The 24,232-nt window shown below is 74.0% G+C and carries 18 protein-coding genes; 11 read left to right on the top strand and 7 right to left on the bottom strand.

Annotated features, from left to right (window positions below; genetic code table 11):
• Positions 1–23 precede the first annotated feature (23 nt).
• The 3 genes from HD595_RS31945 to HD595_RS31935 all read left to right on the top strand — a co-directional run bounded on the left by HD595_RS31945 (position 24) and on the right by HD595_RS31935 (position 4,817).
• Positions 24–2,243, top strand: a complete 2,220-nt coding sequence (locus tag HD595_RS31945; RefSeq protein ID WP_253775506.1) for a thiamine pyrophosphate-dependent enzyme — start codon at positions 24–26, stop codon at positions 2,241–2,243.
• Positions 2,244–2,386: 143 nt separating this feature from the next.
• Positions 2,387–3,370: a LacI family DNA-binding transcriptional regulator gene (locus HD595_RS31940; protein ID WP_253775504.1), complete on the top strand. Its 984-nt coding sequence runs from the start codon at positions 2,387–2,389 to the stop codon at positions 3,368–3,370.
• Positions 3,357–4,817 (top strand): serine/threonine-protein kinase, encoded by a 1,461-nt coding sequence (locus tag HD595_RS31935; protein ID WP_253775502.1) that lies wholly within the window; start codon positions 3,357–3,359, stop codon positions 4,815–4,817. The genes HD595_RS31940 and HD595_RS31935 overlap by 14 nt, the downstream gene beginning before the upstream one ends.
• A gap of 52 nt (positions 4,818–4,869) precedes the next feature.
• On the opposite strand, the gene HD595_RS31930 is transcribed toward HD595_RS31935, so the two are convergent.
• Both HD595_RS31930 and HD595_RS31925 read right to left on the bottom strand, forming a co-directional pair.
• Positions 4,870–5,043, bottom strand: a complete 174-nt coding sequence (locus tag HD595_RS31930) for a hypothetical protein (RefSeq protein ID WP_253775500.1) — start codon at positions 5,041–5,043, stop codon at positions 4,870–4,872.
• 7 nt (positions 5,044–5,050) lie between these two features.
• Entirely contained in the window at positions 5,051–7,729 is a 2,679-nt protein-coding gene (locus HD595_RS31925; RefSeq protein WP_253775498.1) for a glycoside hydrolase family 48 protein, read from the bottom strand.
• 290 nt (positions 7,730–8,019) lie between these two features.
• Here HD595_RS31925 and HD595_RS31920 point away from each other — a divergent pair, with 290 nt between their 5' ends.
• The 3 genes from HD595_RS31920 to HD595_RS31910 all read left to right on the top strand — a co-directional run bounded on the left by HD595_RS31920 (position 8,020) and on the right by HD595_RS31910 (position 11,675).
• The gene (locus tag HD595_RS31920) at positions 8,020–10,023 is read left to right on the top strand and encodes a glycoside hydrolase family 6 protein (protein WP_301309659.1); all 2,004 of its coding nucleotides are present in this window, start codon (positions 8,020–8,022) and stop codon (positions 10,021–10,023) included.
• A gap of 166 nt (positions 10,024–10,189) precedes the next feature.
• A complete protein-coding gene (locus tag HD595_RS31915) occupies positions 10,190–10,798 on the top strand; it encodes an RNA polymerase sigma factor (protein ID WP_301310958.1) in 609 nt (202 codons plus the stop codon).
• A complete protein-coding gene (locus tag HD595_RS31910; protein ID WP_253775494.1) occupies positions 10,791–11,675 on the top strand; it encodes a CU044_5270 family protein in 885 nt (294 codons plus the stop codon). Before HD595_RS31915 ends, HD595_RS31910 begins: the two co-directional genes overlap by 8 nt.
• A gap of 9 nt (positions 11,676–11,684) precedes the next feature.
• On the opposite strand, the gene HD595_RS31905 is transcribed toward HD595_RS31910, so the two are convergent.
• Complete coding sequence (locus HD595_RS31905) at positions 11,685–12,794, bottom strand: magnesium and cobalt transport protein CorA (RefSeq protein WP_175593597.1); 1,110 nt, start codon at positions 12,792–12,794, stop codon at positions 11,685–11,687.
• Positions 12,795–13,052: 258 nt separating this feature from the next.
• On the opposite strand from HD595_RS31905, the gene HD595_RS31900 reads away from it, so the two are divergent.
• Entirely contained in the window at positions 13,053–13,751 is a 699-nt protein-coding gene (locus HD595_RS31900) for a M50 family metallopeptidase (protein WP_253775492.1), read from the top strand.
• A 10-nt stretch (positions 13,752–13,761) separates the two neighbouring features.
• On the opposite strand, the gene HD595_RS31895 is transcribed toward HD595_RS31900, so the two are convergent.
• On the bottom strand, positions 13,762–14,178 hold the full coding sequence (locus HD595_RS31895) for a MarR family winged helix-turn-helix transcriptional regulator (RefSeq protein ID WP_253775490.1): 417 nt from the start codon (positions 14,176–14,178) through the stop codon (positions 13,762–13,764).
• 58 nt (positions 14,179–14,236) lie between these two features.
• Between HD595_RS31895 and HD595_RS31890 the strand changes: the two genes are divergently transcribed.
• A complete protein-coding gene (locus HD595_RS31890) occupies positions 14,237–15,106 on the top strand; it encodes an LLM class flavin-dependent oxidoreductase (protein WP_253775488.1) in 870 nt (289 codons plus the stop codon).
• On the opposite strand, the gene HD595_RS31885 is transcribed toward HD595_RS31890, so the two are convergent.
• Positions 15,087–16,055, bottom strand: coding sequence for a winged helix DNA-binding domain-containing protein (locus HD595_RS31885; protein WP_253775485.1), 969 nt, complete (start codon positions 16,053–16,055; stop codon positions 15,087–15,089). The genes HD595_RS31890 and HD595_RS31885 overlap by 20 nt on opposite strands.
• A gap of 137 nt (positions 16,056–16,192) precedes the next feature.
• Between HD595_RS31885 and HD595_RS31880 the strand changes: the two genes are divergently transcribed.
• The 3 genes from HD595_RS31880 to HD595_RS31870 all read left to right on the top strand — a co-directional run bounded on the left by HD595_RS31880 (position 16,193) and on the right by HD595_RS31870 (position 22,928).
• Complete coding sequence (locus tag HD595_RS31880) at positions 16,193–17,392, top strand: hypothetical protein (RefSeq protein WP_253775483.1); 1,200 nt, start codon at positions 16,193–16,195, stop codon at positions 17,390–17,392.
• Between the two features lie 166 nt (positions 17,393–17,558).
• Positions 17,559–19,427, top strand: a complete 1,869-nt coding sequence (locus HD595_RS31875) for a hypothetical protein (RefSeq protein ID WP_253775481.1) — start codon at positions 17,559–17,561, stop codon at positions 19,425–19,427.
• A gap of 345 nt (positions 19,428–19,772) precedes the next feature.
• Complete coding sequence (locus HD595_RS31870) at positions 19,773–22,928, top strand: coiled-coil domain-containing protein (protein WP_253775479.1); 3,156 nt, start codon at positions 19,773–19,775, stop codon at positions 22,926–22,928.
• A gap of 12 nt (positions 22,929–22,940) precedes the next feature.
• Here HD595_RS31870 and HD595_RS31865 read toward each other — a convergent pair whose 3' ends face one another.
• Together HD595_RS31865 and HD595_RS31860 are read right to left on the bottom strand one after the other, a co-directional pair.
• Positions 22,941–23,570, bottom strand: a complete 630-nt coding sequence (locus HD595_RS31865; RefSeq protein ID WP_253775477.1) for a class I SAM-dependent methyltransferase — start codon at positions 23,568–23,570, stop codon at positions 22,941–22,943.
• On the bottom strand, positions 23,567–24,208 hold the full coding sequence (locus tag HD595_RS31860) for a TIGR04282 family arsenosugar biosynthesis glycosyltransferase (protein WP_253775475.1): 642 nt from the start codon (positions 24,206–24,208) through the stop codon (positions 23,567–23,569). Before HD595_RS31860 ends, HD595_RS31865 begins: the two co-directional genes overlap by 4 nt.
• Positions 24,209–24,232 lie beyond the last annotated feature (24 nt).

Below are 24,232 nucleotides of genomic sequence, written 5' to 3'. Positions count from 1 at the left end.
GGCGGGGATACATAATCGGGCTTGTGGCGCGGGACACAGTTGAGACTCACTTCATCGAAGCGGTAGCGGCGCTGACGGCGGCCCCGGCGCGAGATCCGGGCCGTCCCGTCCGGGAGGGGAGCCCGCTGACCGGCGAGCAGGCCCGGACACTCTTCCACCGCCAGATCGACAGCCGCCTCCTCGACATCGCCGCGCGCTGGCTGCGCGAGCGCGACGAGGGCTTCTACACGATCGGCTCGGCCGGCCACGAGGGCAACGCGGCCGTCGCCGCCGCCCTGCGGCCCACCGACCCGGCCCTGCTGCACTACCGCTCCGGCGCGTTCTACCTCACCCGCTCCGAGCAGGCCGGACGGCTGCCCGACCAGGGCCTGCGCGACGTCCTGCTGGGGCTGTGCGCCGCCGCCGAGGAGCCCGTGGCTGGCGGGCGGCACAAGGTGTTCGGGCATCCCGACCTCGCGATCATCCCGCAGACCTCGACGATCGCCAGCCACCTGCCGCGCGCGGTCGGCGTCGCCTTCGCCATCGAGCGCGGCCGGGCGCTCGGCGTCCCGACGGCCTGGCCCGCCGACGCGATCACGGTGTGCAGCTTCGGCGACGCCTCCGTCAACCACGCCTCCGCGCTGACCGGTTTCAACACCGCCGCTTACGCCACCCACCAGGGTCAGGCGATGCCGATCCTGTTCGTCTGCGAGGACAACGGCATCGGCATCAGCGTCCGCACCCCGACGGGCTGGGTGGAGGCCGCGGCCCGGCGTCCCGGCATCGCGTACTTCCCGGCCGACGGCTGCGACCTGGTCGAGGCCCACGCCGCCGCCGTGCGCGCAGCCGAGCATGTGCGCGTCCACCGCTCCCCCGCGTTCCTGCACCTGAAGACCGTGCGGCTGATGGGCCACGCCGGCTCCGACGTCGAGGTCGCCTACCGCACCCAGCGCGAGCTGCGCGCCGACCTGGAGCGCGACCCGCTGGTCGCGGGCGCGCGCCTGCTCGTCGAGGCGGGCCTGGTCACCCCCGAGGAACTGCTCAGGAAGTACGAGTCGACACGCGAGCACGTGCTGCGCATCGCGCTGGAGACCACCCGAGCGCCCCGGCTGGGCTCGGCCGCGGAGATCATGGCGCCGATCGCGCCGCGCCGCCCCGAGCTCATCGCCAAGATCGCCCCGGTCGCCGCCGAGCCGGCCGCCCGCGAACGCGCCTTCGCCGGCGCGCCGCCCGAGGCCGAGAAGCCGATGACGCTCGCCCAGTCGATCAACCGCACGCTGGCCGACGCGCTGGCCGTCCACCCCGAGATGATGGTCTTCGGCGAGGACGTCGCCAAGAAGGGCGGCGTGTACGGCGTGACGCGCGGCCTGCAGAAGCGGTTCGGCGCGGGCCGGGTCTTCGACACCCACCTCGACGAGCAGGCCATCCTCGGCCTGGCGCTCGGGTCGGGCGTGTCGCGGCTGCTGCCCGTCCCGGAGATCCAGTACCTCGCCTACCTGCACAACGCGCTCGACCAGATCCGCGGCGAGGCGGCCACCCTGTCGTTCTTCTCCAAGGGCTCCTACCGCAACCCGCTCGTGGTGCGGGTGGCGGGCTACGCCTACCAGAAGGGCTTCGGCGGCCACTTCCACAACGACAACGCGGTGGCCGCGCTGCGCGACATCCCCGGCCTGGTGATCGCCTCGCCGTCGCGGCCCGACGACGCCTCGGCGATGCTGCGCACCTGCCTCGCGGCGGCCCGCACCGAGGGGTCGGTGTGCGTGTTCCTGGAGCCGATCGCGCTCTACCACACCAAGGACCTGTTCGAGGACGGCGACGGCGGCTGGCTGGCGCCGTACACGCCGCCCTCGCGCTGGAGCGAGACGCACGTGCCGATCGGCCGGGCGCGCTCCTACGGCGACGGGCGCGACCTGACGATCGCGACCTTCGGCAACGGCGTGCGGATGAGCCTGCGCGCCGCCGTGCGGCTGACCCAGGAGGGCTACAGCTGCCGGGTGCTCGACCTGCGCTGGCTCGCGCCGCTGCCCGTCGACGACCTGCTGCGGGCGGCCGAGCTGACCGGCAAGGTGCTCATCGCCGACGAGACCCGCCACACCGGCGCGGTGTCGGAAGGCATCGTGGCCGAGCTGGTCGACGCGGGGTTCACGGGGCAGATCGCCCGGGTCACGTCCTCCGACAGCTTCGTCCCGCTCGGCGCCGCCGCCGACCACGTCCTGCTGTCGGAGGAGGAGATCGAGCAGGCGGCCCGCAAGCTCCTCGGCTGACGATCACCGAACCGTGACCCCGGGATTTCCGGCAGGTGCCCTGACGTGCACTTCCTGACCGGGAGCGTGACTGCATCTGTTAACAGCCCCGAAACACTGATAGTTTAGGGAGCGCTCCCAATAGATCTTGGGCGAGGTGCGCCGTGACCGATTTGCCCACGCTCGCACAGGTAGCGGCCGAAGCTGGGGTCTCCCAGGCGACGGCTTCTCGCGTATTGACTGGCACGGTCAGGGTCAGCACGTCGACCCGCCGTCAGGTCTACGACGCGATGTCGCGTCTGGGGTACGTGCGCCATCGGGCGCCGCGCGGCGCTCCGGCGCGGCGGGCGGCCGGAGGGGTGGCGGTGGTGGTCTGCGACCACCTTCACCGGTTGTTCTCGGACCCGTACTACGCGCGGTTCCTGTCGGCGAGCGGCGACGTCCTGGCCGAGCTCGGCCTGCCGATGATGGTGATGACCGTGCCGCCCGCCGATCCGGGCACGCTGCCCGCGCTCGCGGCCGGAGCCGACGGGGTGCTGCTGATCGCGGCCCGCAAGCAGCACCCGCTGGCGATCACGCTGTCCACCTCCGGCATCCCGGTGCGCGGGATCGGCCGGCCGCCCGACGACGTGAAGGTCCCGTACGCCGACGTGGACAACCGCGACGGGGCCCGGCAGGCGGCCGAGCACCTGCTGCTCGGCGGACGCCGCTCCATCGGCGTGATCGCCGGCCCGCCGACCCTCCCGGCCGCGCAGGACCGGCTGGAGGGCTTCGTCACGACGCTGCGCCAGGCCGGGATGAGCGACGTCCCGGTGGCCTACGGCGACTTCGGGCTGCCGTCGGGCACCCACGCCATGCAGTGGCTGCTGCGCCGCTCCCCCGGCCTGGACGCGGTGTTCGCCGCGTCCGACCTCATGGCGGCCGGGGCGCTCAACGCGCTGGCCCGGGCCGGCCGCAGGGTGCCGGACGACGTCGCGGTGATCGGGTTCGACGACTCCCCGCTGGCGCGGCGGGCGGTCCCGGCGCTGACGACCGTGCGCCAGCCGGTGGAGGAGCTGGCCATGCTGGCCACCCGGCTGCTGCTGTCCGGAACCGTCTCGGTCAACCCCATCCTGCCCGCGGAGCTGGTCGTCCGTGACTCAGCATGAGCCGGGCGACGTCCTGGCCCGCCGGTACGTGCTGCTGGAGCGCATCGCCTCCGGCGGCACGTCGGTGCTGTGGCGGGCCCGCGACAGCGCCTTGGAGCGGCTCGTCGCGGTGAAGGTGCTGCAGGAGGAGCGGGAGCTGGCGCGCAGGGAGGCCAGGACCACCGCCCGGCTGGAGCACCCGGACGCCATCGAGGTCTACGACTACGGCGAGACGGTCACGGCGCGCGGCCGGGTCGCGGCGTACGTGGTGATGCGGCTGCTCGACGGCGTGCCCCTGGCCGAGCGGCTGTCGGCGGGGCCGCTGCCGTGGCGCGAGGCGGCGGCCACGGCCGCGCGGATCGCCCGCGTGCTGGAGGCGGCGCACCGGCAGGGCATCGTCCACCGCGACGTGTCCGCCGAGAACGTGCTGCTGACCGGCTCCGGCCCGAAGCTGCTGGACTTCGGCATCGCCGCGCCGATCGGCGACCCGGACGACCAGCGCGGCACGCCGCCGTACGTCTCGCCGGAGCGGCTGGCGGGCGCGCCGGTCCACCCGGCCGTGGACGTGTACGCGCTCGGGGTACTGCTGTACGAGATGTTCACCGGCGCCCCGCCGTACCCGGAGACCACGTGGGAGGAGCTGGAGGGGGCGCGCCGGACGCGGCCGTGCCCGCGCCCGGCCGGCGTGCCGGGCGAGCTGGCGGCGCTGTGCGCGCGCTGTCTCGACCCGTCGCCCGCGCGGCGGCCCACCGCCGGTGACGTGGCGCTGCGGCTGGCCGCGGCGCTGCGCCGCGCGGCGGTCCGCCGCAGGCTGCGCTACGGGCTGGCGGTGCTGGCGCTGGCGCCGGTCGCGGGGACGGTGCTGTGGCTCGGCCCGCGGGCCGCTGAGCAGGCGTCCCTCGGGCCGCGGGCGGCCGAGCAGGCACCCCTCGGTACGCGAGCCCCCGAACAGGCACCCCCCGATACGCGAGCCCCCGAACAGGCACCCCCCGATACGCGAGCCCCCGAACAGGCACCCCCCGATACGCGAGCCCCCGAACAGGCACCCCCCGATACGCGAGCCCCCGAACAGGCGCCCCCCGATACGCGAGCCCCCGAGCAGGCGCACCTTATGCCCACCGGCCCGGCCTCGGCGGTGGCCGAGCCACAGCCCCAGGAGACGGCCGACGACCTCCCGGCGGCGGCGCCCCTGGTCTCCTCCTCGCCGCGCTACTCGTTCGCGGCGCACCCCCTCCCCCACGCCCTGGACCGCTTCCACGACGAGCTCAGCGCCGGCGCCGCGGCCGGCCGGATCCGGGCCGACGCGGCGCTGGACCTGCGCCAGACGATGGCGCACGTCACCTCGCCCGACGGGGTCGCGGAGGTGCGGCGCAAGCTCGGCGACCGGCTGCGTGAGGGCGCGGTCGAGCCGGGCCTGCGCGGCGACCTCGACGCCCTGCTCGCCGAGATCGCCGCGGCCCTGAGGTGAGCTCTCGACCCTGAGGTGAGCTCTCGGCCCTGAGGTGGGCCGGTGCCCCCGGTCAGGGGGTGCGGGCGTTCCAGAAGCGCATGACGAACGCGTTGCCGTTCGCCTCGACGACGCGGGTCCCGCTGACCCGCGGGCCGGTCGCCGCGGCGGCGGGCCTGGGGGTCAGCAGGATCGCGCCGACCAGCGCGAGCAGCGCGATGAGGCTCGTGATGGTCGGTCTCGTCATCGAGCGGTCATCCGTTCGGGAAGAGGGTGCCGTAGTCGGCCGCGGCCATGGCGATGTCGGCCTGCGCCCAGAAGCGGTGGTAGGTGAAGGACGGCGCGGAGCCGCCGTTCAGGTAGCTCTGGACCTTGGGCCAGTCGGGGTCGTTCTTGTAGAAGGAGCGGATGTCGAGGAACGTCTTGCCGGGGGCGATCTGGTCGCCGTTGGGCATGGTGCCGGTGTAGCCCGGCGGGATGTACAGCCCGGTGTTCGTGGAGTCGTTGTTCGGGTCGTCGAAGCGGTTGTAGTCCTCGCGGGTCTCGCTCACCACGGCGCCCTTGGCGTCCTTGTGGGCGAGGATGCCGTCGATGAGGTTCTTGGCGCCGGTCTTGGCCGCCGCGTTGCCGGACTTGGCCGCGTACCAGGTGAGCGTGCGGGCGTAGGCGGCGGCCACGCCGACGTCGTCGGTGGTGTTGGCCACGGTGACGTGCAGGCCGGGGTTCGGGCCCGGGGTGCCGCCGCCGCTGTAGCTGGCCGCGGGGGCGCCGGTCCAGGTCATGTCGTTGGGGATGCGGTAGTCGCCGCCGCCGAACGTGGTGTTGGCCAGCGCCCACGGCACCCACTTGTCGAGGATGGCCTTGGCCTTGGCGTCACCGGTGACGTAGTAGTACTCGGCCACGCGCTCCAGCGACCACACCTGGAAGCCGAACCACCGGTTGCTCGGCGGGTCGTGGTAGACGGGCTGCCAGTCGTAGGCCCAGCCGTAGAAGGTGGGTGTGCCGGCGGGCGGCGCCTGGTAGTCGCCGTTCCAGCTGTTGGTCGCGCCGCCGGCGATGCCGCCCTCGGCGGACTGCAGCCACAGGTACGAGTCGAGCTGCCGGTTCAGGCTGGTCTGCCAGTCGGAGGCGGCGGTCGGCGACTGCGGGCGCAGCGAGGCCGGGCCGGCCGACGACAGCGCCCAGGCGGCCAGCGGGTTCTGGTAGCCCTGGTGCCAGGAGCTGGAGCCGACGCGCCACGCCCAGGCGCCGCCGGTGTCGCCGCCCCAGGCGTAGTACCAGGTCATCATGTACGACGAGCTGCTCTTGCCGCTGCCCGGGGTGCAGGACTTCGAGGTGCAGCCGGGGTTCTTGAAGTACTTGTCGTAGAAGGCGTAGCGCAGGAAGTCGCCCATCTTGGCGGCCTTGGTCAGGGTGGTGGAGATCTGCGACTGCTTGCCCTGCGCGGTGGCCCAGGTCAGCGCCCAGTACGCGGCCTGGACGGCGCGCGCGTCGGCGTCGGGGGCGTCGGTGTAGCGCCACTGGTTGGCGCCGCCGCCCTGGATGAACAGCGGCGGGTAGCCGGCGCCGGGCTTGCCGAAGCGGCCGGTCTCGCACGACGGGTGGGCGACGGTCTCCCAGGTGGACTCCTGCGGGCCGCGCTGGAAGGTGTTGATGTAGGTGACGCGCTTGGTGTTGTCGCCGCACTCGCTGAGGTTGGCGCCGCGGCCGGTGCCGTAGCCGTAGACGTCGTCCACGTCGAGCAGCCAGTGCATGCCGTAGACGTTGCGGTTGCCGTAGGTGCTCTGCAGCTCGTTGGCGAGCGGGTCCTGGCCGGCGACGACGCCGGTGTCGAGCGCCACCGGGTAGCCGCTGGGCTGCGGCTTCTCGGGCGCGTAGTCGGCGGGGTCGTTCGGGTTGTAGGTGGAGGAGCCGCCCGGCTGGCCGGCGGCCGACGGGATGATGTACTGCTCCATCACGTTCCAGGCGTTGTTGAACGGCGCCCAGTTGCCGGTGACCCTGCCGTACTGCGCCTCCAGCCACAGCCAGAAGCTGAACGCCTCGGAGGTCGTCTCGTGGCCGTGGTCGGGGGCCTCGACGATGAGGGTCTCGATCGAGTGGTACGGGATGCCCTCGGGCGAGAAGTAGCCGTTGGCCGGGTCCTTGAGCTTGTTGTACTGGGTGGTGAACTCGGCCACGTAGTTGTTGGCCGGCGGCGCGTCGTCGTCGGCCTCGGTGGCGGTGACGCTCACGCTGGTCAGGCCGCTGGAGGCGACGGTGATGGACCGGCTGCCGCCCGTGGTGTCGCTGTCCTGGGCGGCCGAGACGGTGACGTTCTGAACCGTGTTCCAGTTGGCGGAGGTGAAGGTGAGGCTGGCGCCGGAGGTGACGGTGAGGTCGGCGTCGCCGCTGCCGGCGGTGGAGGTGACGGTCACGTTCGAGGTGGGCTGCTTGGCCAGGCGGACGCCATAGGTGGCGGTGCCGCCCTCGGGCACGGTGACCGCCGTGGGGCTGACCTGGAGGGCCTGCTCGCCGGGGTCGGGGCCGGGTCCGTTGCCGCCGCAGGTCACGCCGTTGAGGGCGAAGCTGGTCGGGTTGGTGTTGGTGCCGCTGTAGGAGCCGTTGAAGCCGATCGTCCACTGGGCGCCGCTGGCCTGGGTGCCGTTGTAGCTGAGGTTCGCGGCGGTGACGTTCTGGCCGGACTGGCTCCAGGCGGCCGACCAGCCGTTGGTGACCTGCTGGTTGCCGGGCCAGGCGTAGGTCAGGCGCCAGGAGGTGAGCGGATCACCGGTGTTGGTGATGGTGATGTTGGCGCCGAAGCCGCCGCCGCTGTCCCAGGACTTCACGTACGTGACCGAGCAGGCCACCGCGGCCATGGCGGTGCCCGCGCCGGCCAGCGCCGTGGAGACGGACAGGACGAGGACGGCGAGCGCGGCGAGGAGGCGGTGTCTCATGTAGGTCCTCTCGACTTACTGATGGGAGCGCTCCCAACACGCTGGGGTTACGCGGATGTTAAGCGCGCTCCGGAGCCCCGCACAGGAGACGGCGGGGCCGGGACGGCGGTTTCCAGGTCGGGACGGGCGGGGACGTGAAAGTTTCACCACGCGGCGTGCGGGATCACGGGCCCGGATGAAACTTTCACGGCTCTGGTGCGGGTTCGGGACTCCGGCTCACCGGAGTCTGTACACGGATGTGATTCCGGGCTATGGATGGGAGCGCTCCCACTTCTGAGAGGACCCCCCACATGAGAAACCGCCTTCTCGTCGCGGTGTGCGCCCTGCTCGCGGGGCTCGCCACGGCGCTGATGTCGGCACCCGCGGCGCAGGCCGCCGTCGCCTGTTCGGTCGCGTACAGCAAGACCTGGGACAGCGGCGGCGGCTTCGGCGCCAACGTCACCATCACGAACACGGGCGACGCGCTCACCTCCTGGCGGCTGACCTACACCTGGCCGGGCAACCAGCGGGTGACCAACGGCTGGTCGGCGGACTGGAGCCAGACCGGGCAGAACGTCACCGCGGCCAGCCTGAGCTACAACGGCAGCCAGGCCAGTGGCGCGCAGTGGACGATCGGCTTCAACGGCTCCTACAGCGGCACCAACACCAACCCGACCGGCTTCGCCCTCAACGGCGTGACCTGCGGCGGCGGAGGCGGCCCCAACCCCGGCCAGCAGGCCCTCCAGGTGACGCCGACCTCCCTGAGCGTGCCCGAGGGCGGCAGCGCCACGTACGCGGTGCGCCTGGCCGTCCAGCCCACCTCGAACGTGACCGTGACCTCCACCGCGGGCACCGGCGACAGCGACCTCACCGTCACCGGCGGAGGCAGCCTGACCTTCACCTCCGCCAACTGGAACACCCCGCAGAACGTCACCGTCTCGGCCGCCGAGGACAGCGACACCACCAACGGCACGCGCCCGATCACCGTCGCCTCCAGCGGCCTGACCAGCGTGACCGTCACCGCCACCGAGGCCGACAACGACACCGGCGGCGGCGGACCCGGCCACGTCGACAACCCGTACGCCGGGGCCACCGGCTACGTCAACAGCGACTGGTCGGCCAAGGCCGCGGCCGAGCCCGGCGGCTCGGCGGTCGCCAACACCTCCACCGGCGTGTGGATCGACCGCATCGCGGCCATCGCCGGCACCGGCGGCGCCAAGGGCGTGCGCGCCCACCTCGACGCCGCCCTCACCCAGGACGCGGCCAACGGCAGCGCGCCGCTGACCATCCAGTTCGTCATCTACAACCTGCCCAACCGCGACTGCTCCGCGCTGGCCTCCAACGGCGAGCTGCTCATCTCGCAGAACGGTCTGGCCCGCTACAAGAGCGAGTACATCGACCCGATCGCCGAGATCCTGGCGGACCCGAAGTACGCGGCCCTGCGGATCGTGACCGTCGTCGAGATCGACTCCCTGCCCAACCTGGTCACCAACACCAACCTGGCCAAGTGCGCCGAGGCGCAGTCGTCCGGCGCGTACGTGCAGGGCATCCAGTACGCCCTGAACAAGCTGCACGCCATCCCGAACGTCTACACCTACCTCGACGCCGCCCACCACGGCTGGATCGGCTGGTCCAGCAACTTCGGCCCGACCGCCGACCTCATGGCCTCCACCGCCCGCGGCACCACGGCCGGCTACGCCAGCGTGGACGGCTTCATCACCAACACCGCCAACTACTCCGCCCTGACCGAGCCGTACTTCACGGTGAGCACCACCGTGAACGGCACGACCGTGCGCCAGTCGAAGTGGCTGGACTGGAACGACTACGTGGACGAGCTGACCTTCGCCCAGGCGTTCCGCAACGCGCTGGTGTCCAAGGGCTTCCCGTCGACGATCGGCATGCTCATCGACACCTCGCGCAACGGCTGGGGCGGCGCGGCCCGGCCCACCGGTCCCAGCACCTCCACCAACGTGGACGAGTTCGTCAACCAGTCGCGCGTCGACCGGCGCATCCACGCCGGCAACTGGTGCAACCAGAGCGGCGCCGGCCTCGGCGAGCGCCCGCGGCCCAACCCGGCGCCCGGCCTCGACGCGTACGTGTGGATCAAGCCGCCTGGCGAGTCCGACGGCGCGAGCGAGCAGATCGACAACGACGAGGGCAAGGGCTTCGACCGGATGTGCGACCCGACGTACACCGGCAACGACCGCAACGGCCACAACCTGACCGGGGCGCTGCCCAACGCGCCGCTGTCCGGCCACTGGTTCTCCGCCCAGTTCCGTCAGCTCCTGCAGAACGCCAACCCGCCCGTGCAGTGATCCATCCATGATCCGGTACGGCCCCGGCCCCGCTCCCGTCGGCGGGCCCGGGGCCGTACCCTCGTGTTCTCCGGGCGTGAAAGCGATCGGGCGGATCGGGAGATGAACGGTGTCGGCTGATCGCGTCCGGAGGGTGGCACATGACGGGGGAAGCATCGTGACGGCGATGCCGTGGCTCGGCGCGCGGGTGGGCGACGCGCACGCGCGCGAGCGGCTGGAGGGGGCGCCGCTGACGGACGCCGAGGCGTTCGCGGCCGTCTTCGACGACTGCTTCGGCGAGATCCACGCCTACGTCGCGCAGCGGCTCGGCCCGGACCACGCCGAGGACGTCGCCGCGGACACGTTCCTCATCGCCTTCCGCAAGCGCGGCCAGTACGACCCGTCGCGGGCGAGCGTGCGGGCGTGGTTGTTCGGCATCGCCACCAAGCTGGTGGGCCGGCATCGGCGCCAGGAGGCGCGGGCGCTGCGGGCGCTGGGCCGTCACGGGCCCGGCGCGGAGAGCGCCCCCGGGCACGAGGACCGCGTCAGCGCGCAGGTGAGCGCGCAGAGCCTGCGGCCGGAGCTGGCCGCCGCCCTGGCGGGGCTCCATCGGCGTGACAGGGACGTGGTGCTGCTCGTGGCACTGGCCGGGCTGAGCCACGAGGAGATCGCCACGGCCCTGGACATCCCGTACGGCACGGTCGGGTCGCGGCTGAGCCGGGCCCGGCGCAAGCTGCGCGCGGCGCTCGGCGGCAGCAACCCGATGGCGGAGATGGAGGAGGCCGGCCGTGGATGAGCTGGAGCTGGTCCGCGACCTGTACGGCGAGCCGCCGCGGCCCGACCCGGCGGCGCGGGCCCGGGTGCGGGCCCGCCTGGAGCGGCGGCGTACCCGCTGGTGGCAGATGTCGTGGGCGACGAGACCCGGAAGGCGGGCTTCCCGGCGGTGGGCGGCGTCGCTGGTGTGCGCGGCGGCGGCGCTGACGGCCGTGGTCGTCGCGTACGGCGCCTCCGGAGGCGCGGGCGCCCCGCCCGTGCCCGCGCGGATCGACGCGGCGGCCACGGGCCGGGCCGTGCTGCTGGCGGCGGCGACCACGGCGGCCTCCGAGCCGCCGGCGCGGGGCGCGTACTGGCGCGTCACGCGGCAGACCGGCGCGGAGGTGACCACCCTGTGGGCGGCCCGCGACGGCCGCGCCTGGATCTCCGGGCCGGGGGCGGGGAGCGGGGTGAGGCCGGTCGCCAAACCGTTCAGCATGGCGGGCCGCTCCCTGTCGGTCGCGCAGATCGAGGGGCTGCCCGCCGACGCCGGCGCGCTCAGGCGGCGGGTGGCGGCGCTCCTGCCGCCCGGCTCGGGCGACGGGGTGCTGGCCGACGCGGTGAGCGGGCTGCTGTGGAGCAAGCCGTCGCCGCCCGCCGTGCGGGCCGCCGCGTACCGGCTGCTGGCGGACCTGCCGAACGTGCGCTACCTGGGCCGCTCGGCCGATCCGAAGGGCCGGCCGGGCGAGGCGTTCGCGTTCACGCTGGACGCCGCCACGGGCGTGCGGCGGACGCTGGTCGTCGACCCGGCCAGCTCGCAGGTGCTGTCCAGCAGCGACAGCCCGGGGACGGGCGACGGCCGGGAGACGCGGATCGTGCTGGCGGCCGGCTGGACCGACCAGGGCCCCGCCCAGCAGTGAGCCGCCGCGCTACAGCCAGTCGCGCCGTTTGAAGACGAGGTAGAGGGTCACGCAGACCACACCCATGAGCACGATCGCGAACGGGTAGCCGAACACCCAGTGGGTCTCGGGCATGTGGTCGAAGTTCATGCCGTAGATGGTGCCGACCAGCGTCGGCGCGAACAGGATGGCCGCCCACGCGGAGATCTTCTTGACCTCCTCGCCCTGCTGGATGCTCGCCTCGGTCATCTTGGCCATCTCGGCGTTCTGCGCCTGGGTGACCAGCGTCGAGTTGATCACCAGGATGTCCTGGAGCATCTGGCGGAAGGCGGCGACCCGCTCGTTGACCGTGATGGCGTGGTCGGCCACGTCGCGCAGGTAGCTCTGCAGCTCGTCGTTGACCCCGTACTTGGCGGCCCCGGCGATGAAGCCGTCGATCAGCCGCACGAGCGGCGCGGTGGCCCGCTGGAACTCGATGACCTCGCCCGACAGCTCGTACACGCGCCGCGACACCGACGGGTCGCCGCTGAACACCTGGCCCTCGATCTCCTCCAGGTCCTTCTGCAGCCCGGCCACGACGGGTGCGTAGCCGTCGACGACGGCGTCGAGGATCGCGTACAGCACCGCCTGGGGGCCCTGCCGCAGGAGGTCGGGGTCGGACTCCATGCGCTTGCGCACGGCGTGCAGGTCGGGCGCCTCGGCGTGGCGTACGGTGATGACGAAGTTGGGGCCGACGAACACGTGCACCTCGCCGAACGCCACCTCCTCGACGTCGTCGAGGTAGCGGGCGGCGCGCAGCACCACGAACAGCGTGTCGCCGTAGCGGTCGGCCTTCGGGCGCTGGGAGCCGACGATGGCGTCCTCCAGCGCCAGCTCGTGCAGCTCGAACTCCTCGGCGAGCTTGACCAGCTCCCACTCCTTCGGCCGGTAGAGGCCGATCCAGGCGAGGCTCTCGGGGGTCTTCTTCAGCCGTTCGAACGCGTCGGCGAGCGAGCCGGGATTGTCCACCCGGTGACCGTCCTGGTAGACGGCGTTGTCGATGACGGTCGGCCGGTACGGCGCCTCCTCGACGGCACGAGGGTCCATCTCGTGCTCCGGTGCGTCCTGGCGGGTCGCCTCGCCGCGCCTGAAAGCCTTCATCCGTGCCACGCCGTCCCTCTTCCCGCCGGCTGATCGGGTGACCGTAGCTCCCGGTCCCGGGTGGTGTCGCGCCATGTATCCAGCCGATCCTTCACTTTTGTATCAGATCACGCCCGTCACTTCGCACCGGCGAACGGCCTGTGACCAGCGCGCGAACGCGCCCCCTCGCGGAAACGCCGGCGTCACCCCCCTGCCCAGCGAGCCCGCCGTCAAGCGGCCCGCGCGCGGGGGCCGCGGCCCGGATAGGGTCTTGTCTCGATGGACGAGCTCTGGGCCCACCTCATCAAGGCACAACCCGATCCCGCCCCCTGGGTCGTGCCGGCCACCGCTCTGGCGGCGCTCGCGATCGTGTCGTTCAGGACCTCCTGGCACCTCAGCCGGGGCCTGGTCACGATCGCGCACGAAGGGGGCCACGCGCTGATGGCGCTGCTCACCCGGCGCAAGCTCGAAGGCATCCGGCTGCACTCCGACACCTCGGGCGTGACGCTGACCCGGGGGCGGCCCAACGGTCCCGGCATGGTGCTCACCGCCCTCGCCGGCTACCTCGCGCCGTCGCTGCTCGGTCTGGCCGCCGCGTGGCTGACCGAGCAGGGGCGCATCACGCTGCTGATCTGGAGCGTGCTGCTCTTCCTCGTGTGCATGTTGCTGCTGATCCGCAACCTGTACGGCGCGCTGATCCTGCTGGCGACCGGCGGCGCGGTGTTCGCCCTGTCGATGTACGCGCCCAACGAGGTGCAGCAGGCGGCGGCCATGGTGGCGGTGTGGTTCCTGCTGTTCGGCGGGGTGCGGCCGATCATCGAGTTACAGCGCAAGCGGCGGATGCGGCAGGCCCGCGACTCCGACGCCGACCAGCTCGCCCGGCTGACGTTCCTGCCGGGCGGCTTCTACGTGTTCTTCTTCCTGGTGGTGGCGTGCGCGTCGGTGGTGGCCGGGGCGTACCTGATGAACCCGCTGTGAGCCTGGCTCGCTAGTCCTCGTCCGTGGCCAGGCGGTCGAGGGCGGCGCGGAGCACGCGCCGCTCGTCCTCCGTCAGCGGCTCCAGGTACGCGCGCTCGGCCTCCTCGACCGCCGCCGCGCCCCGCGTGAGCACGTCGCGCCCGCGCTCGGTGAGCTCCACCGCGTTCTTGCGCCGGTCGTCGGGGTGGGGGCGGCGCGCCACGAGCCCCTTGCGCTCCAGCGCGTCGACCATGGCGACCATCGTGGTGCGGTCGATGCGCAGCTCCTGGGCGGCCTGCTGCTGCGACACCGGTGAGCGGGCGTCGAGCACGGTCAGCACGGCCAGCTCACGCCCGTCGATGCCCAGCGGCTCCAGCGCGGGCCCGGTGAGCCGGGTCAGGCGCAGCTGCGCGTGCTTGAACAGGTAACCCAGTCGGCGTCTCGACACAGGGGAATTCTCGCACTACGGTAATCATCAGTCTTACTGACGATCAGTGGAGCTGACATTGCTGAGTTTCGGCATCAAGACCGTTCCGGTCGGCGTCACGTACACCGACCTGCTGCGCGTCTGGCAGGAGGCCGACGAGCTGCCCGCCATCGAGCACGCCTGGCTGTGGGACCACCTCCTGCCGCTGTTCGGGCCGGTGGACACGCCCATCCACGAGGGCTGGACCATGCTGACGGCCCTCGCGGCCCGCACCGAGCGCCTGTCCTTCGGCCACCTCGTGACCGGCAACATCACGCGGGCGCCCGCCCTGCTCGCCAAGATGGCGGCCACCGTGGACGCCGTCGCGCCGGGACGGCTCGTCCTCGGGCTCGGCGTGGGCGGGACGCGTCAGCCGGGCGACACCCTCGTCGCGCGGGAGTACGGCGCGTACGGGCTGCCCGTCGTCTCCCCGGGCGAGGGCGTGAGCCGGCTCGCGGAGTCCTGCCAGATCATCAGGCGCATGTGGACCGAGGACCGCTTCGACTTCGACGGCCGCCACCACCGGCTGCGCGACGTGGTGTGCGAGCCCAAGCCGGCCCGCCGGCCGCCGCTCCTGATCGGCGGCTGGGGCGACCGGACGCTGGGCGTGGTGGCCGAGCACGCCGACATCTGGAACGTCCCGGGGCCGCCGCACAACTCCCTGGAGTTCCTGGCGGAGCGCAACCGGGCGCTCGACGAGCGGTGCGCGGCCCTCGGGCGCGACCCGGCGTCGCTGACCCGCTCCACGCAGGTCATGGTCTCGTACGAGGACCCGGCGGCCACCCGCGCGGTGGTCAAGGAGCTGGCGGCGATCGGGCTGACCCACATCGTGCTCAACCTGCGTCCGCCGTTCCCCGAGGGCGTGGCCCGGTGGGCGGCAGACGAGATCATCACCCCGTCGTCCGGGTGAGGAACCGGCGGACGTCGGCCACCTCCTCCGCCAGGGGCGCCGCCGGCAGCGGGCCGAAGGGCCTCACGGTCACCTCCGCGCCCCTGCGCTCCCAGACTCCCGCGGCCACTCCCCCGGCCAGCACCACGGGGCGCAGGATCCCGCCTCCGGGGAACACCTGCCCGGCGTGCGCGGCGGGCACGACGGGATCGCGGCTCCTCCAGCCGAGCAGCCATTCGTCGAACGCGGGAACGAGCCGTACCGGGACGTCCTCGGCGGGCAGCAGGTCCGTCGTGTCCGGATCGGGGCCGCTCAGGCGCCAGGCCGTCCGGGCCTCGCCGAGGGAGAGCCCGGACCAGGCGGCCAGGTCCTCCGGCTCGGAGGGCCGGTGGGCGCGGCGGTAGCGGCGGCCCAGCTCGGCCAGCGCCCGCTCCCGGTCGGGCTCGGGCGTGACCGGGGCGCCGAGCCAGTCGGCGGCGTGGACGTACGTCGGCTTGCCGTCCCGGGGCGGCGCCAGCACGGCGAGCCCGTGGAAGGCGGCCAGCGCGACCAGGTGCACGACGCCCTGCCCGCGCGCCCTGCCCGCCAGCCGTTCCTCCAGCTCGGCCTTGGTCAGCGGCCCCTGACCGGCCAGGGCGCCCTCGATCAGGGGCAGCAGGTCGTCGCCGGTGACGCCCTCCTGGCCCAGGCGGCGCAGGGTGGCGGTGTCGCGCCGGGTGAGGGCGTGCAGCCACGGCAGGTCGTCGGCGTGGACGAAGTGCAGGGTGCCGCGCGGCCCCCAGGCGCGGACGATCTCGCGCTCGCGCCACGCCGTCTCGACGTCCGCGAGACCCAGCGACGGCGACCGGGCGCGGAAGGCCAGGCAGGCGGCGGTGACGTCCTGGGCCTGCACGGCGAGCAGGCGCCGCACGACCTCACCGGCGCCCAGGCCCGGCGGGCGGTGCAGCAACTGCGCCTCGACACTCCTCACGCCCGCCCGCTCCTTCGCCGACCCGTACCGGTGCGCCTGGATTCTCCCGCATCGTCCGCGCCGCGCCGAACCGGAGCGGCCAGGCCGTGTCCCGCCGCGGTCCGAGATTGTCGGCCGGAAGCCTTACCTTAGAGCGCGTGCCCGATCAGCCCCTGACTCTCGACGCCGCGCTCTCCGACGAGGCGGTCCTGTCGACCTACCGCCGCATGTTCGCGGCCCTGGCCCGTGACAGCGGCGCCGTGGTGGACGACCCGGCCCTGGTCGACATCGCCGAGACCCTGTTCGCCGCGTTCGCGGAGGCGGGCGAGGAGTGGCTGACGCACGAGCAGATGCGCTTCGCCTGCCGGGCCTACCCGGGTGACCAGTTCGACAACCGGCTGCGGGTGCTCAAGGGGCTCGGGGCCATCCGCGAGGTGTTCCCCAAGCCCAACCAGCTCCGCTACCGCGCGTCGTTCACCAGCGTGGTGGGGCTGATGTTCATCCGGCGGATGATGGACGACGGCGGCCAGTCCGAGATGCACCGGCTGCTCGCCCTCGAAGACCTCAACGTCGCCGACCCCCGCACCACCATGGACGAGGCGCGGCAGAGCGCCGCCAACCTCGCCCGCGCGTTCCGGCTGTGGGCGCTGGAGCTGATCACCCTCACCACCGGCACGATCGAGGAGCTGCGCGAGCAGGCGCCCAAGCTGTGGGGCACCGAGGAGATCGCCCGGCGCGCCCAGAGCCTGCACGGCACCATCCTGACCCGCTGGCCCGAGCTCGACCGGGTCTGCACCGACCTGCGGGCCGCCATCTACGCCTACAGCGACGCCTCCCGCCGCGCGGCCGGCCGCCTGGCCGACTCGGCGGGCACCACCCGCAACCTCACCCTGCTGCCGACCGAGACGTGGCGCACGTTCACGCAGACCGCCTCCAAGGAGCGGCTGGCGGCGGTCCTCGACGGGTTCGTGTTCGACGCGCCGGCGCCGTGGCACGACCCGGCGGCGATCGCGCGGGCCGTGGACGAGGCGCCCCGCCCGGCGCCGGCGCAGCCCACTCCCCCGCGCTCGGCCCTGCCGGACCCGGGGCCGCAGGACTCTCTCGACTCCTCGCCCGGCGCGGTCGTGGAGCGCCTGACGGGGGTCGCGGAGTCGCTGCTCGGGTCGTCGTCGCGGGTGGCGCTGGCCGACGTGCTCGGCGACGACTGGCCCTCCGCCCGGCGGCTGCTCGCCGACCTGACCACGATCGACCTGCGGCCGGAGCTGCCGTACCGGCTGACCTGGTCCGACGACCTCAGCATCGACCCGGACCGGCAACCGGCCTGGCTGTCCCACGGCCACCTGGAGCGCACCTCATGACCCGCACCCCGCCTCTCGCCCGGACCCTCCTGCACGGGGAACGCGCATCTCGCGTGCTGCTCGCGGGCGCCTCAGGCGTTCTGCTCGCGGCCGCCTCGGGCGTCGCGCTCACGGACGCTTCGCGCCGGCCTGTCGTGGGCGCGGCGAGCCTTCCCGGAGGCGCGTCATGACCAGGGCTTCGAAGCGCGTGCCCGTGGACGGCGCCACCGCCCACGTGCTGGCCCGCGCCGGCGGTCCCCTGGCGCTGGGCGCGGGGGCCCCGGCCCCGCCGGGCATGCTGCGGCTCACCCGGCCCGACTCCACCGGCCAGGCGCTCCCGGTGTGGCCCGACGGCGTCACCCCGGCGCTGCTGGAGGAGCACCAGGTGGCGCCGGTGCCGGTGGAGCGTTCCGGCGAGACGCGCCGCGTCCTGGCGGCGTGCCTCAAGTGCTGCTGGACCGATCACTCCGTCGACCCGTGGCCGGGAGAGCCCGCGCCGGTGGAGCTGGTGCTGGCGACGTACCGGGCGCTGATCGGCCGCACGGACGACCTCATGCGCAACTGGGCGGTGGGGGCGCTGCGCCGCCTGCACGACTCGGCGTGGGTGGTCATGGCCGACGGGCTGGTGACGCTCGGCCCGAGGTGCGCGCTGTGGCCGGTGTCGTCGCTGGCGCAGCTCAAGGAGCTCGTACGCCGGATCCCGGAGCCGGAGCGCCAGGAACTGCGGGTGGTGGCCGACTCCGACATCGTCGCGGCGGCCCGCGCGACGACGGGCACCGGAGCGGATCAGGACGCGTCCCAGGGTTCTGCGCCTGAGGGCGCTGTGCCCGCCGAGCCGGCGGCCGGCGCGGTCGAGAGCGGGTCGGCGGCCGTGGAGACCCCCCTCGGTGGCGAGCCGGGACAGCTCCAGGCCGAGGGCGGGAGGAGAGGGTCCCGGGCGGCCGGGGCGCCGTCTCCCGGGGGGCGAGCCGAGGCCGGGGTGTCCGACTTCGACGATCTCCTCGACGGCTACGACGAGAGGCGGCGCGCCGAGCTGGTGGCCGCGTACATGGTGGTGGAGTACGCCGCCGAGCCCGCCCAGGAGGCCCGCTTCGCCGCCCTGCGCGACCCGGCGCTGCGGCACACGCTCGGCGAGATGCTGGCCCGGCGCGGCCGCACGCTGATCCAGCACCGCGAACGCTGGATCTCCGGATACTCCGACGAGACCGCCACCCGGGCGCTCGGGCGGCTTCGTGAGTCCGCCGACACGGGTCTTCCCGGTTCCGGCCTCCCCGGCGAGACCGGCGATCCCGGCTCTCTCGACCGGTCCGGCGGGACGGGTGACGCGGCCCGGCTCGCGTCGGCCGCCGACGACACAGGCGCACACGCCCGAGTCGCGGACACGACGGTCCTCTCGGCAGACACGAGCGCGTCCCCCGGAGGCACGAACGCATCGCCTGCGGACACGGACGCGTCCCCCGTGGACGTGAGCGCGTCCTTCGCGGGCGCGAGCGCCTCTCCCGCACGCACAGCCGCCGCACCCGTAGCTGCGAATGCGTCGCCCGCGGACATTGCCGCCGGGGCGGTGGCCGCGACCGCCTCGACCGGAGGCGAACCCGGGAACAGCGGCGCCCTCGCTGGTCCTGGACGCGCCCGGAGCCGGCGGGGACCCGTCGGGCCGGGTGTCTCGAACGGGCCCGGCGGCTCGACGGGGCTGGGTGAGGCCGAGCGGGCGGTGCTCACGCTGGTGCTCGTGCATTCCGTGGCGATCCCCCGGGCCGAAGGCGTGCTGCCGGAGGACACGTGGCTGTCCCCGCATCCCACGCCGGCCGAGGAGCTGCGGCGGCACACCCAGGTGCCGATCGGCGAGCTGGAGGCGGCGCTGCGGGTGCTGCGGCACGCCGGGCTGCTGGCGCAGGTGAAGGCGGGCGAGGAGGCGGGCGGGTACGTGCCCGGCCCGCAGTTCCACCGGCTCACCCCGGCGGCGCGGCGGCGGTTGCAGGAGGAGCTGATCCTGGCGGCCGGCCCGCACACGCCGCTCGCGACAGCCGTACGAGCCCGAAGATCCGGCGGCTAGGCGAGCCGTGGGGCCGTGGGGCCGTGGATGGAGAGGGCGTCACTGCGCCGCAGGGAGGGGCGAACGGACACGACACCCTGATGGATCAGCCGGCAGGTGACGAAGGCCCAACCGGTCGGCCGGGCCGCTGGCGAAGGCGTCGCCGGACGAATGAGGACGGCGTCACCGCCTGACGGTCAGCCAGGCGGGGCGGAACAAGGCAGGACCCGGACGGCCTCAAGGTCGCGCGGGTGAGGCGGGACCGCGCGGCCTCAGGGCCGGGTGGGTGGACAGGTACGAGGCTGTCCGGCGGCGAGCCGGGTCAGTGGATGGCGTGAGTGTGCAGGAAGGGTGGCGGGAGTTCGAGTGTCGCAGGTGGAGAACGTGGTCGGGGACCGGGTGCTGATCGCCGTGCAGGCGGTCAACATCTCGCGGCTCTCGACCCATCCGGTGCCGACCGTCCCGGGCACGCTCATCGTCGTCGCCGGCGCGGGTCCCAAGGACTCCAACGGAGCGGGCAAGTCGTCGTTCATCGCGTCGATCACGGCGCTGCTGGGCGACGAGCAGTGGCGGTTCGCCTCGGGCGCCAAGGCCGTGTCGGAGCTGCTGTTCAACGCGGAGCTGGCCAGCGGGGCGGGCGGGCGGCAGTGGGCGAGCGCCGACCACGGCTACATCGTGGGCGTCTTCGGGCCGCCCGAGGTGCGTACGGGTGATCTGTCGCGCGTCCTGCAGCCCAAGGCGGCGGTCACCGGAGCAGACGACCTCCGTCCCGGCGCGCAAGCTCTCGAAGTCACCGCTCCCGGCGCCGACACCGGCCCCGGCACCGGAACGAGCGCCGCGGCCGGCGTCGGCGTCGAAGCCGAGGGAGACGGTGACGAGCCGCCGGCCGGCGGGGAGCTGTTCGCCGTGCCCGACACCTCCGGCGGCGCCATGACCGTGTGGCTGCGCGTCAACCAGGAGGCGCCGCACCTGGAGATCCGCTGGCGTGACGGCGTCCACCTGGCGTCCGCCGCGTCCGAGGCGGAGCGGGTCGCGCGGGCCGACGAGATCTGGGCGTCCCTCCCCCGGTCCGCCGGGCGGCGCGACGTGGTGGCGCGCGACCTCACCAAGGTCCTGTACGGCGACCGCGTCCGCTGCGTGTCGTTCCTGTCCACCTCGGTCCGCAGCAAGGTGGCCACCAACCTGCTGTCCCAGCCGCTCAACGAGATCTCCCCGGAGCGGGTGTTCGAGGCGATCGCGGCGCTGACCGGGCTCGACGCCGAGCTGGAGCAGGAGCGCGAGGCACGCCGCGACGAGCACGCCAAGCGGGTGCGGGCGGCGCAGGCGGGCGAGCGGCTGGCCGAGTTCGAGGCGGAGTCGAAGGCGCTGCTGACCACGTTCGACCGTCGCGACCAGGCCCGGGTACGGCTGGCCGAGGCGCTGCGGTGCTGGCGCGGCAGGCAGGCGCGCAAGCTGGCCGACGCGGCGGCCAAGGACGAGGCGATGGCCGAGGAGCTCGCCGGGCACCGGGCGGCGAACGAGGCGGCGGCCGAGGCGATCGCCATGGTCAAGGCCGAGATCGCCACGTTGAAGGACGACACGCTGGACCGGCGCGTCACCGAGGCGCGGCGGGAGCTGGCGGCGCTCCAGGCGCGGGCCGCCAAGCTGGAGGCCGACCGGGCCGTGGCCGAGAACTCCGCAGACGAGCTGCGCGGCCGGATCCCCGAGCTGGAGGAGGCGCGCCGGTTCGCCGACGGCCGTGACGTCCCGGCGGCCGAGCGGGAGCTGCGCGAGGCGCGGCTGCGGCTGAACGAGGCGTTGAAGGCCCTGGGCGTCGCCGACCAGGAGGTGGCCTCCGCCCAGGCGGCGCTGGACGACGCCGAGGGCGGCCCGGCGGCGGCGCAGCTCAACGCCCTGACCGCGGCGGGTCTCCACGCGACCGGCCTGCTGGACGCGCTGGACGTGGCCGAGCAGGCGCGTGACCAGTCCCGCGCCCCGGGGCTGAGCCTGGGCGGGCTGCGCGGCTGGCCGCACGAGCACGCGGTGATCGTCGACGCCGGGCGGCTGGACGAGGCGGCCCGGGCACTGCGCGACCTGCCGGGGTCGGTGCTGGTCAGCGCGGCCGGGGTGAGCGTCGTGGGGGCGTTCGACGGGGTGGCGACCGGGCGCGAGGCGCGGATCAAGGCCGCCGAGCAGCGCCTGAACCGGGCCCGCGACACGCAGGAGACCGCGGCGCAGGCCGTACGCGACGAGGAGGAGTCCGTCGCCGAGGCGCAGCGGCGGCTCGACGGCGCGCGGGCCGGGGTGCGGCTCGCCGAGGTGGAGGAGCGGCTGTCCGAGCGGCGGGCGCGGCTGGAGGAGCTGGCCGGCGCGCTGGAGGAGGTCGTCCCGGCCGTGGCCGAGGCCGAGCGTCAGGCCGCCGGGCTCGACTTCCGGGCCCGTACCCGGGACATGGAGATCGAACGGCTGGAAGGCCGGCGGCAGCGGCACGAGGCCGAACGCGCCCAGGCGCGCGAGCACGAGACCCGCGTCGGCGCCGACCGGGAGGCGCTGAAGCTGGCGGCGCTGGCCGCCGACTGGGGCGGTCCGGCCGAGACGGCCCGCGAGTGGCTGCGGGCGCTGCCCGAGGAGGAGCGGCCGCGTACCGCCGAGGAGTGGTGGCGGATCGCCGAGCGCCACTTCGACCAGGCGCTGCGCGACACGTTCCCGGAGGAGGACGCGGAGATCCCCGAGGAGCTGGCGTTCCTGCTGTCGGAGCGGGGCGGGAGCACGGCGCGCGAGCAGGCGACGTTCGCGGCGGTGTGCGGGGCGCTCGCGTCGTACCTGCGCGGGCAGGAGGACTACGAGAAGCACCAGCGGCGGCAGATCGAGGCGCAGCTCGTGTCGCGGCAGCGCGACCTGGCGGCGGCCGACAAGGGCGCGGAGGAGGCGGCGCAGTCGACGGCCGTCCACCGGGCGGCGCTCAGCGCGGCGATCAAGGCGCGGCTCACCCGCGTGGCGGAGGAGTTCGAGAAGCTCGACACCTCGTACGGCGGTTACGGCGCGACGCTGGAGTTCCCGGTGCCGCCCGCGCCGGCCGACCCGGAGCAGCGCTGGCAGTGGCGGGTGACGCCGAAGTGGCGGCGCGGCGAGGGGCAGGGGTTCGTGCCGTACAACCGGCGGGCCAACACCGCGCTGATGGACGAGAAGGCGGTCAAGCTGGTGTGCGCGGCGGCGATCGCCTCCTCCGGCGGCGGCCACCTGTGCCTGGTGCTGGACGAGCTGGGCCGCAACCTGGGCAAGGAGCACCGGCGCGAGGCGGTGGCGCTGTTCCGGCGCATCGGCGAGACGTACGGGATCACGGTGATCGGGGCGCTGCAGGACGACATGGAGCCGTACGCGATCGACGCGTGCGGTCAGTACGTCAAGCTGCGCCGGTCGTCGGACGCCATGCCGTACAACGAGCCGCCGGTGATCGTGGGGCACGACCAGCACGCGGAACGGGTGCGGGCGCTGGCGGCGTACGTGGACCGGACCTCGGCCACGGCCTCGGCGCCTGTGTGAGGGTGGCCGGCTTCAGGTCGAGGACACCCGGCGGCTCAGCGCCGCGAACCACCGGCCGTGCGCCGTCCAGCGCTCCACCCGCCGGAACCCGGCGGCGTGGGCGAGGCGCCGGATGTCGCCCGCCGACACGGTCGCCCAGCCGAACCAGTCGCCGACGCGCGGGCCGCGGCGCAGCCGCACCCGGTCCACACGGCTCTTCGCGTCGGGCGGTGCCAGCTCGGCCAGGACCGTGCCGTCCGGCCGGACCAGTTGCCTGACCCGGCGCAGGAGCGCCTCCGGGTGGCCGCCGATGCCGATGTTGCCGTCGGCCAGCAGCGCGGTCGTCCACCGGCCGCCGCCCGGCACCTCGTCGAAGACGTCGCGGAGCAGGGCGAAGCCGCCCGCCCTGCGGGTCAGGGCGACGGCGCTGGGCGTGATGTCGATGCCGAGCGCCCGCACGCCGCGGCGGGTCAGCTCGACGGTGAGCCGGCCGGGGCCGGAGCCGATGTCGAGCGTCGGGCTGGCGCACCGCTCCAGCAGCGCCTCGTCGCCGTCGATCAGGTCGAACCAGCGCGCGGCGTCCAGGGCGACGCGGGTGCCGTCCACGTACTCCAGCTCGGCGCTCGCCCCGCCGAGCGCGTCGGCGTACAACTGCCCCATCATCGGCCGAGCGCCCGGAACGTGGCGGCGAAGTGGGAGTCCGGCGCGTGGGCGGCCACGATCGCGGCGTCGGCGGCGGTGTCGACGTCGGTCAGTTCGGGCAGCAGATGAACGGTCAGCCCGGCCCGGTCCAGCCGGTCGAGCTGGAGCTTGCCGGTCTCCGGGTGCGACATCGGCACGCCCAGCAGCAGCGCGGGATCCGGCCTGCGCAGCCCGAGCAGCCAGAAGCCGCCGTCGGCCGCCGGGCCGTAGACCGCGTCGTGGCGCTCCAGCGCGTCGACGGCCTCGCCGAGCAGGGCGGGGGTCACCTGCGGGGTGTCCATGCCGATGAGCACGACGGGGTCCGGCCGGAGCCGGTGGGCGTCCGAGAACGCCGCCGCGAGACGCTCGTCCAGGCTCGTGCCGCGCTGAGGGATGATCACGAATCCGGCGGGCAGCCAGCCGCCGGGCAGCCCGTCCAGGGCGAGCAGCCGCTGGGTGGCGGGCGTGGCGGACACCGCGCGCAGGCTGTCGCGGAGGGCGGCCTCGGCGAGCGCGGCGGCCTGTCGCGGGCTGAACGGCGGGGTCAGACGGGTCTTGACCCGCCCCGCCACCGGTTCCTTGGCGATGATCAGGATCTGCGCCGGACAGTGGGGCGACATGCGTGGTCCTTCCGGGACGGAGAC

This window comes from Nonomuraea roseoviolacea subsp. carminata (genome assembly GCF_024172185.1).
GTDB classification, from domain to species: Bacteria; Actinomycetota; Actinomycetes; order Streptosporangiales; family Streptosporangiaceae; genus Nonomuraea; species Nonomuraea roseoviolacea.
Note: the sequence above shows the minus strand (reverse complement) of the source record. Positions and strands in the feature narration are given on the sequence as shown.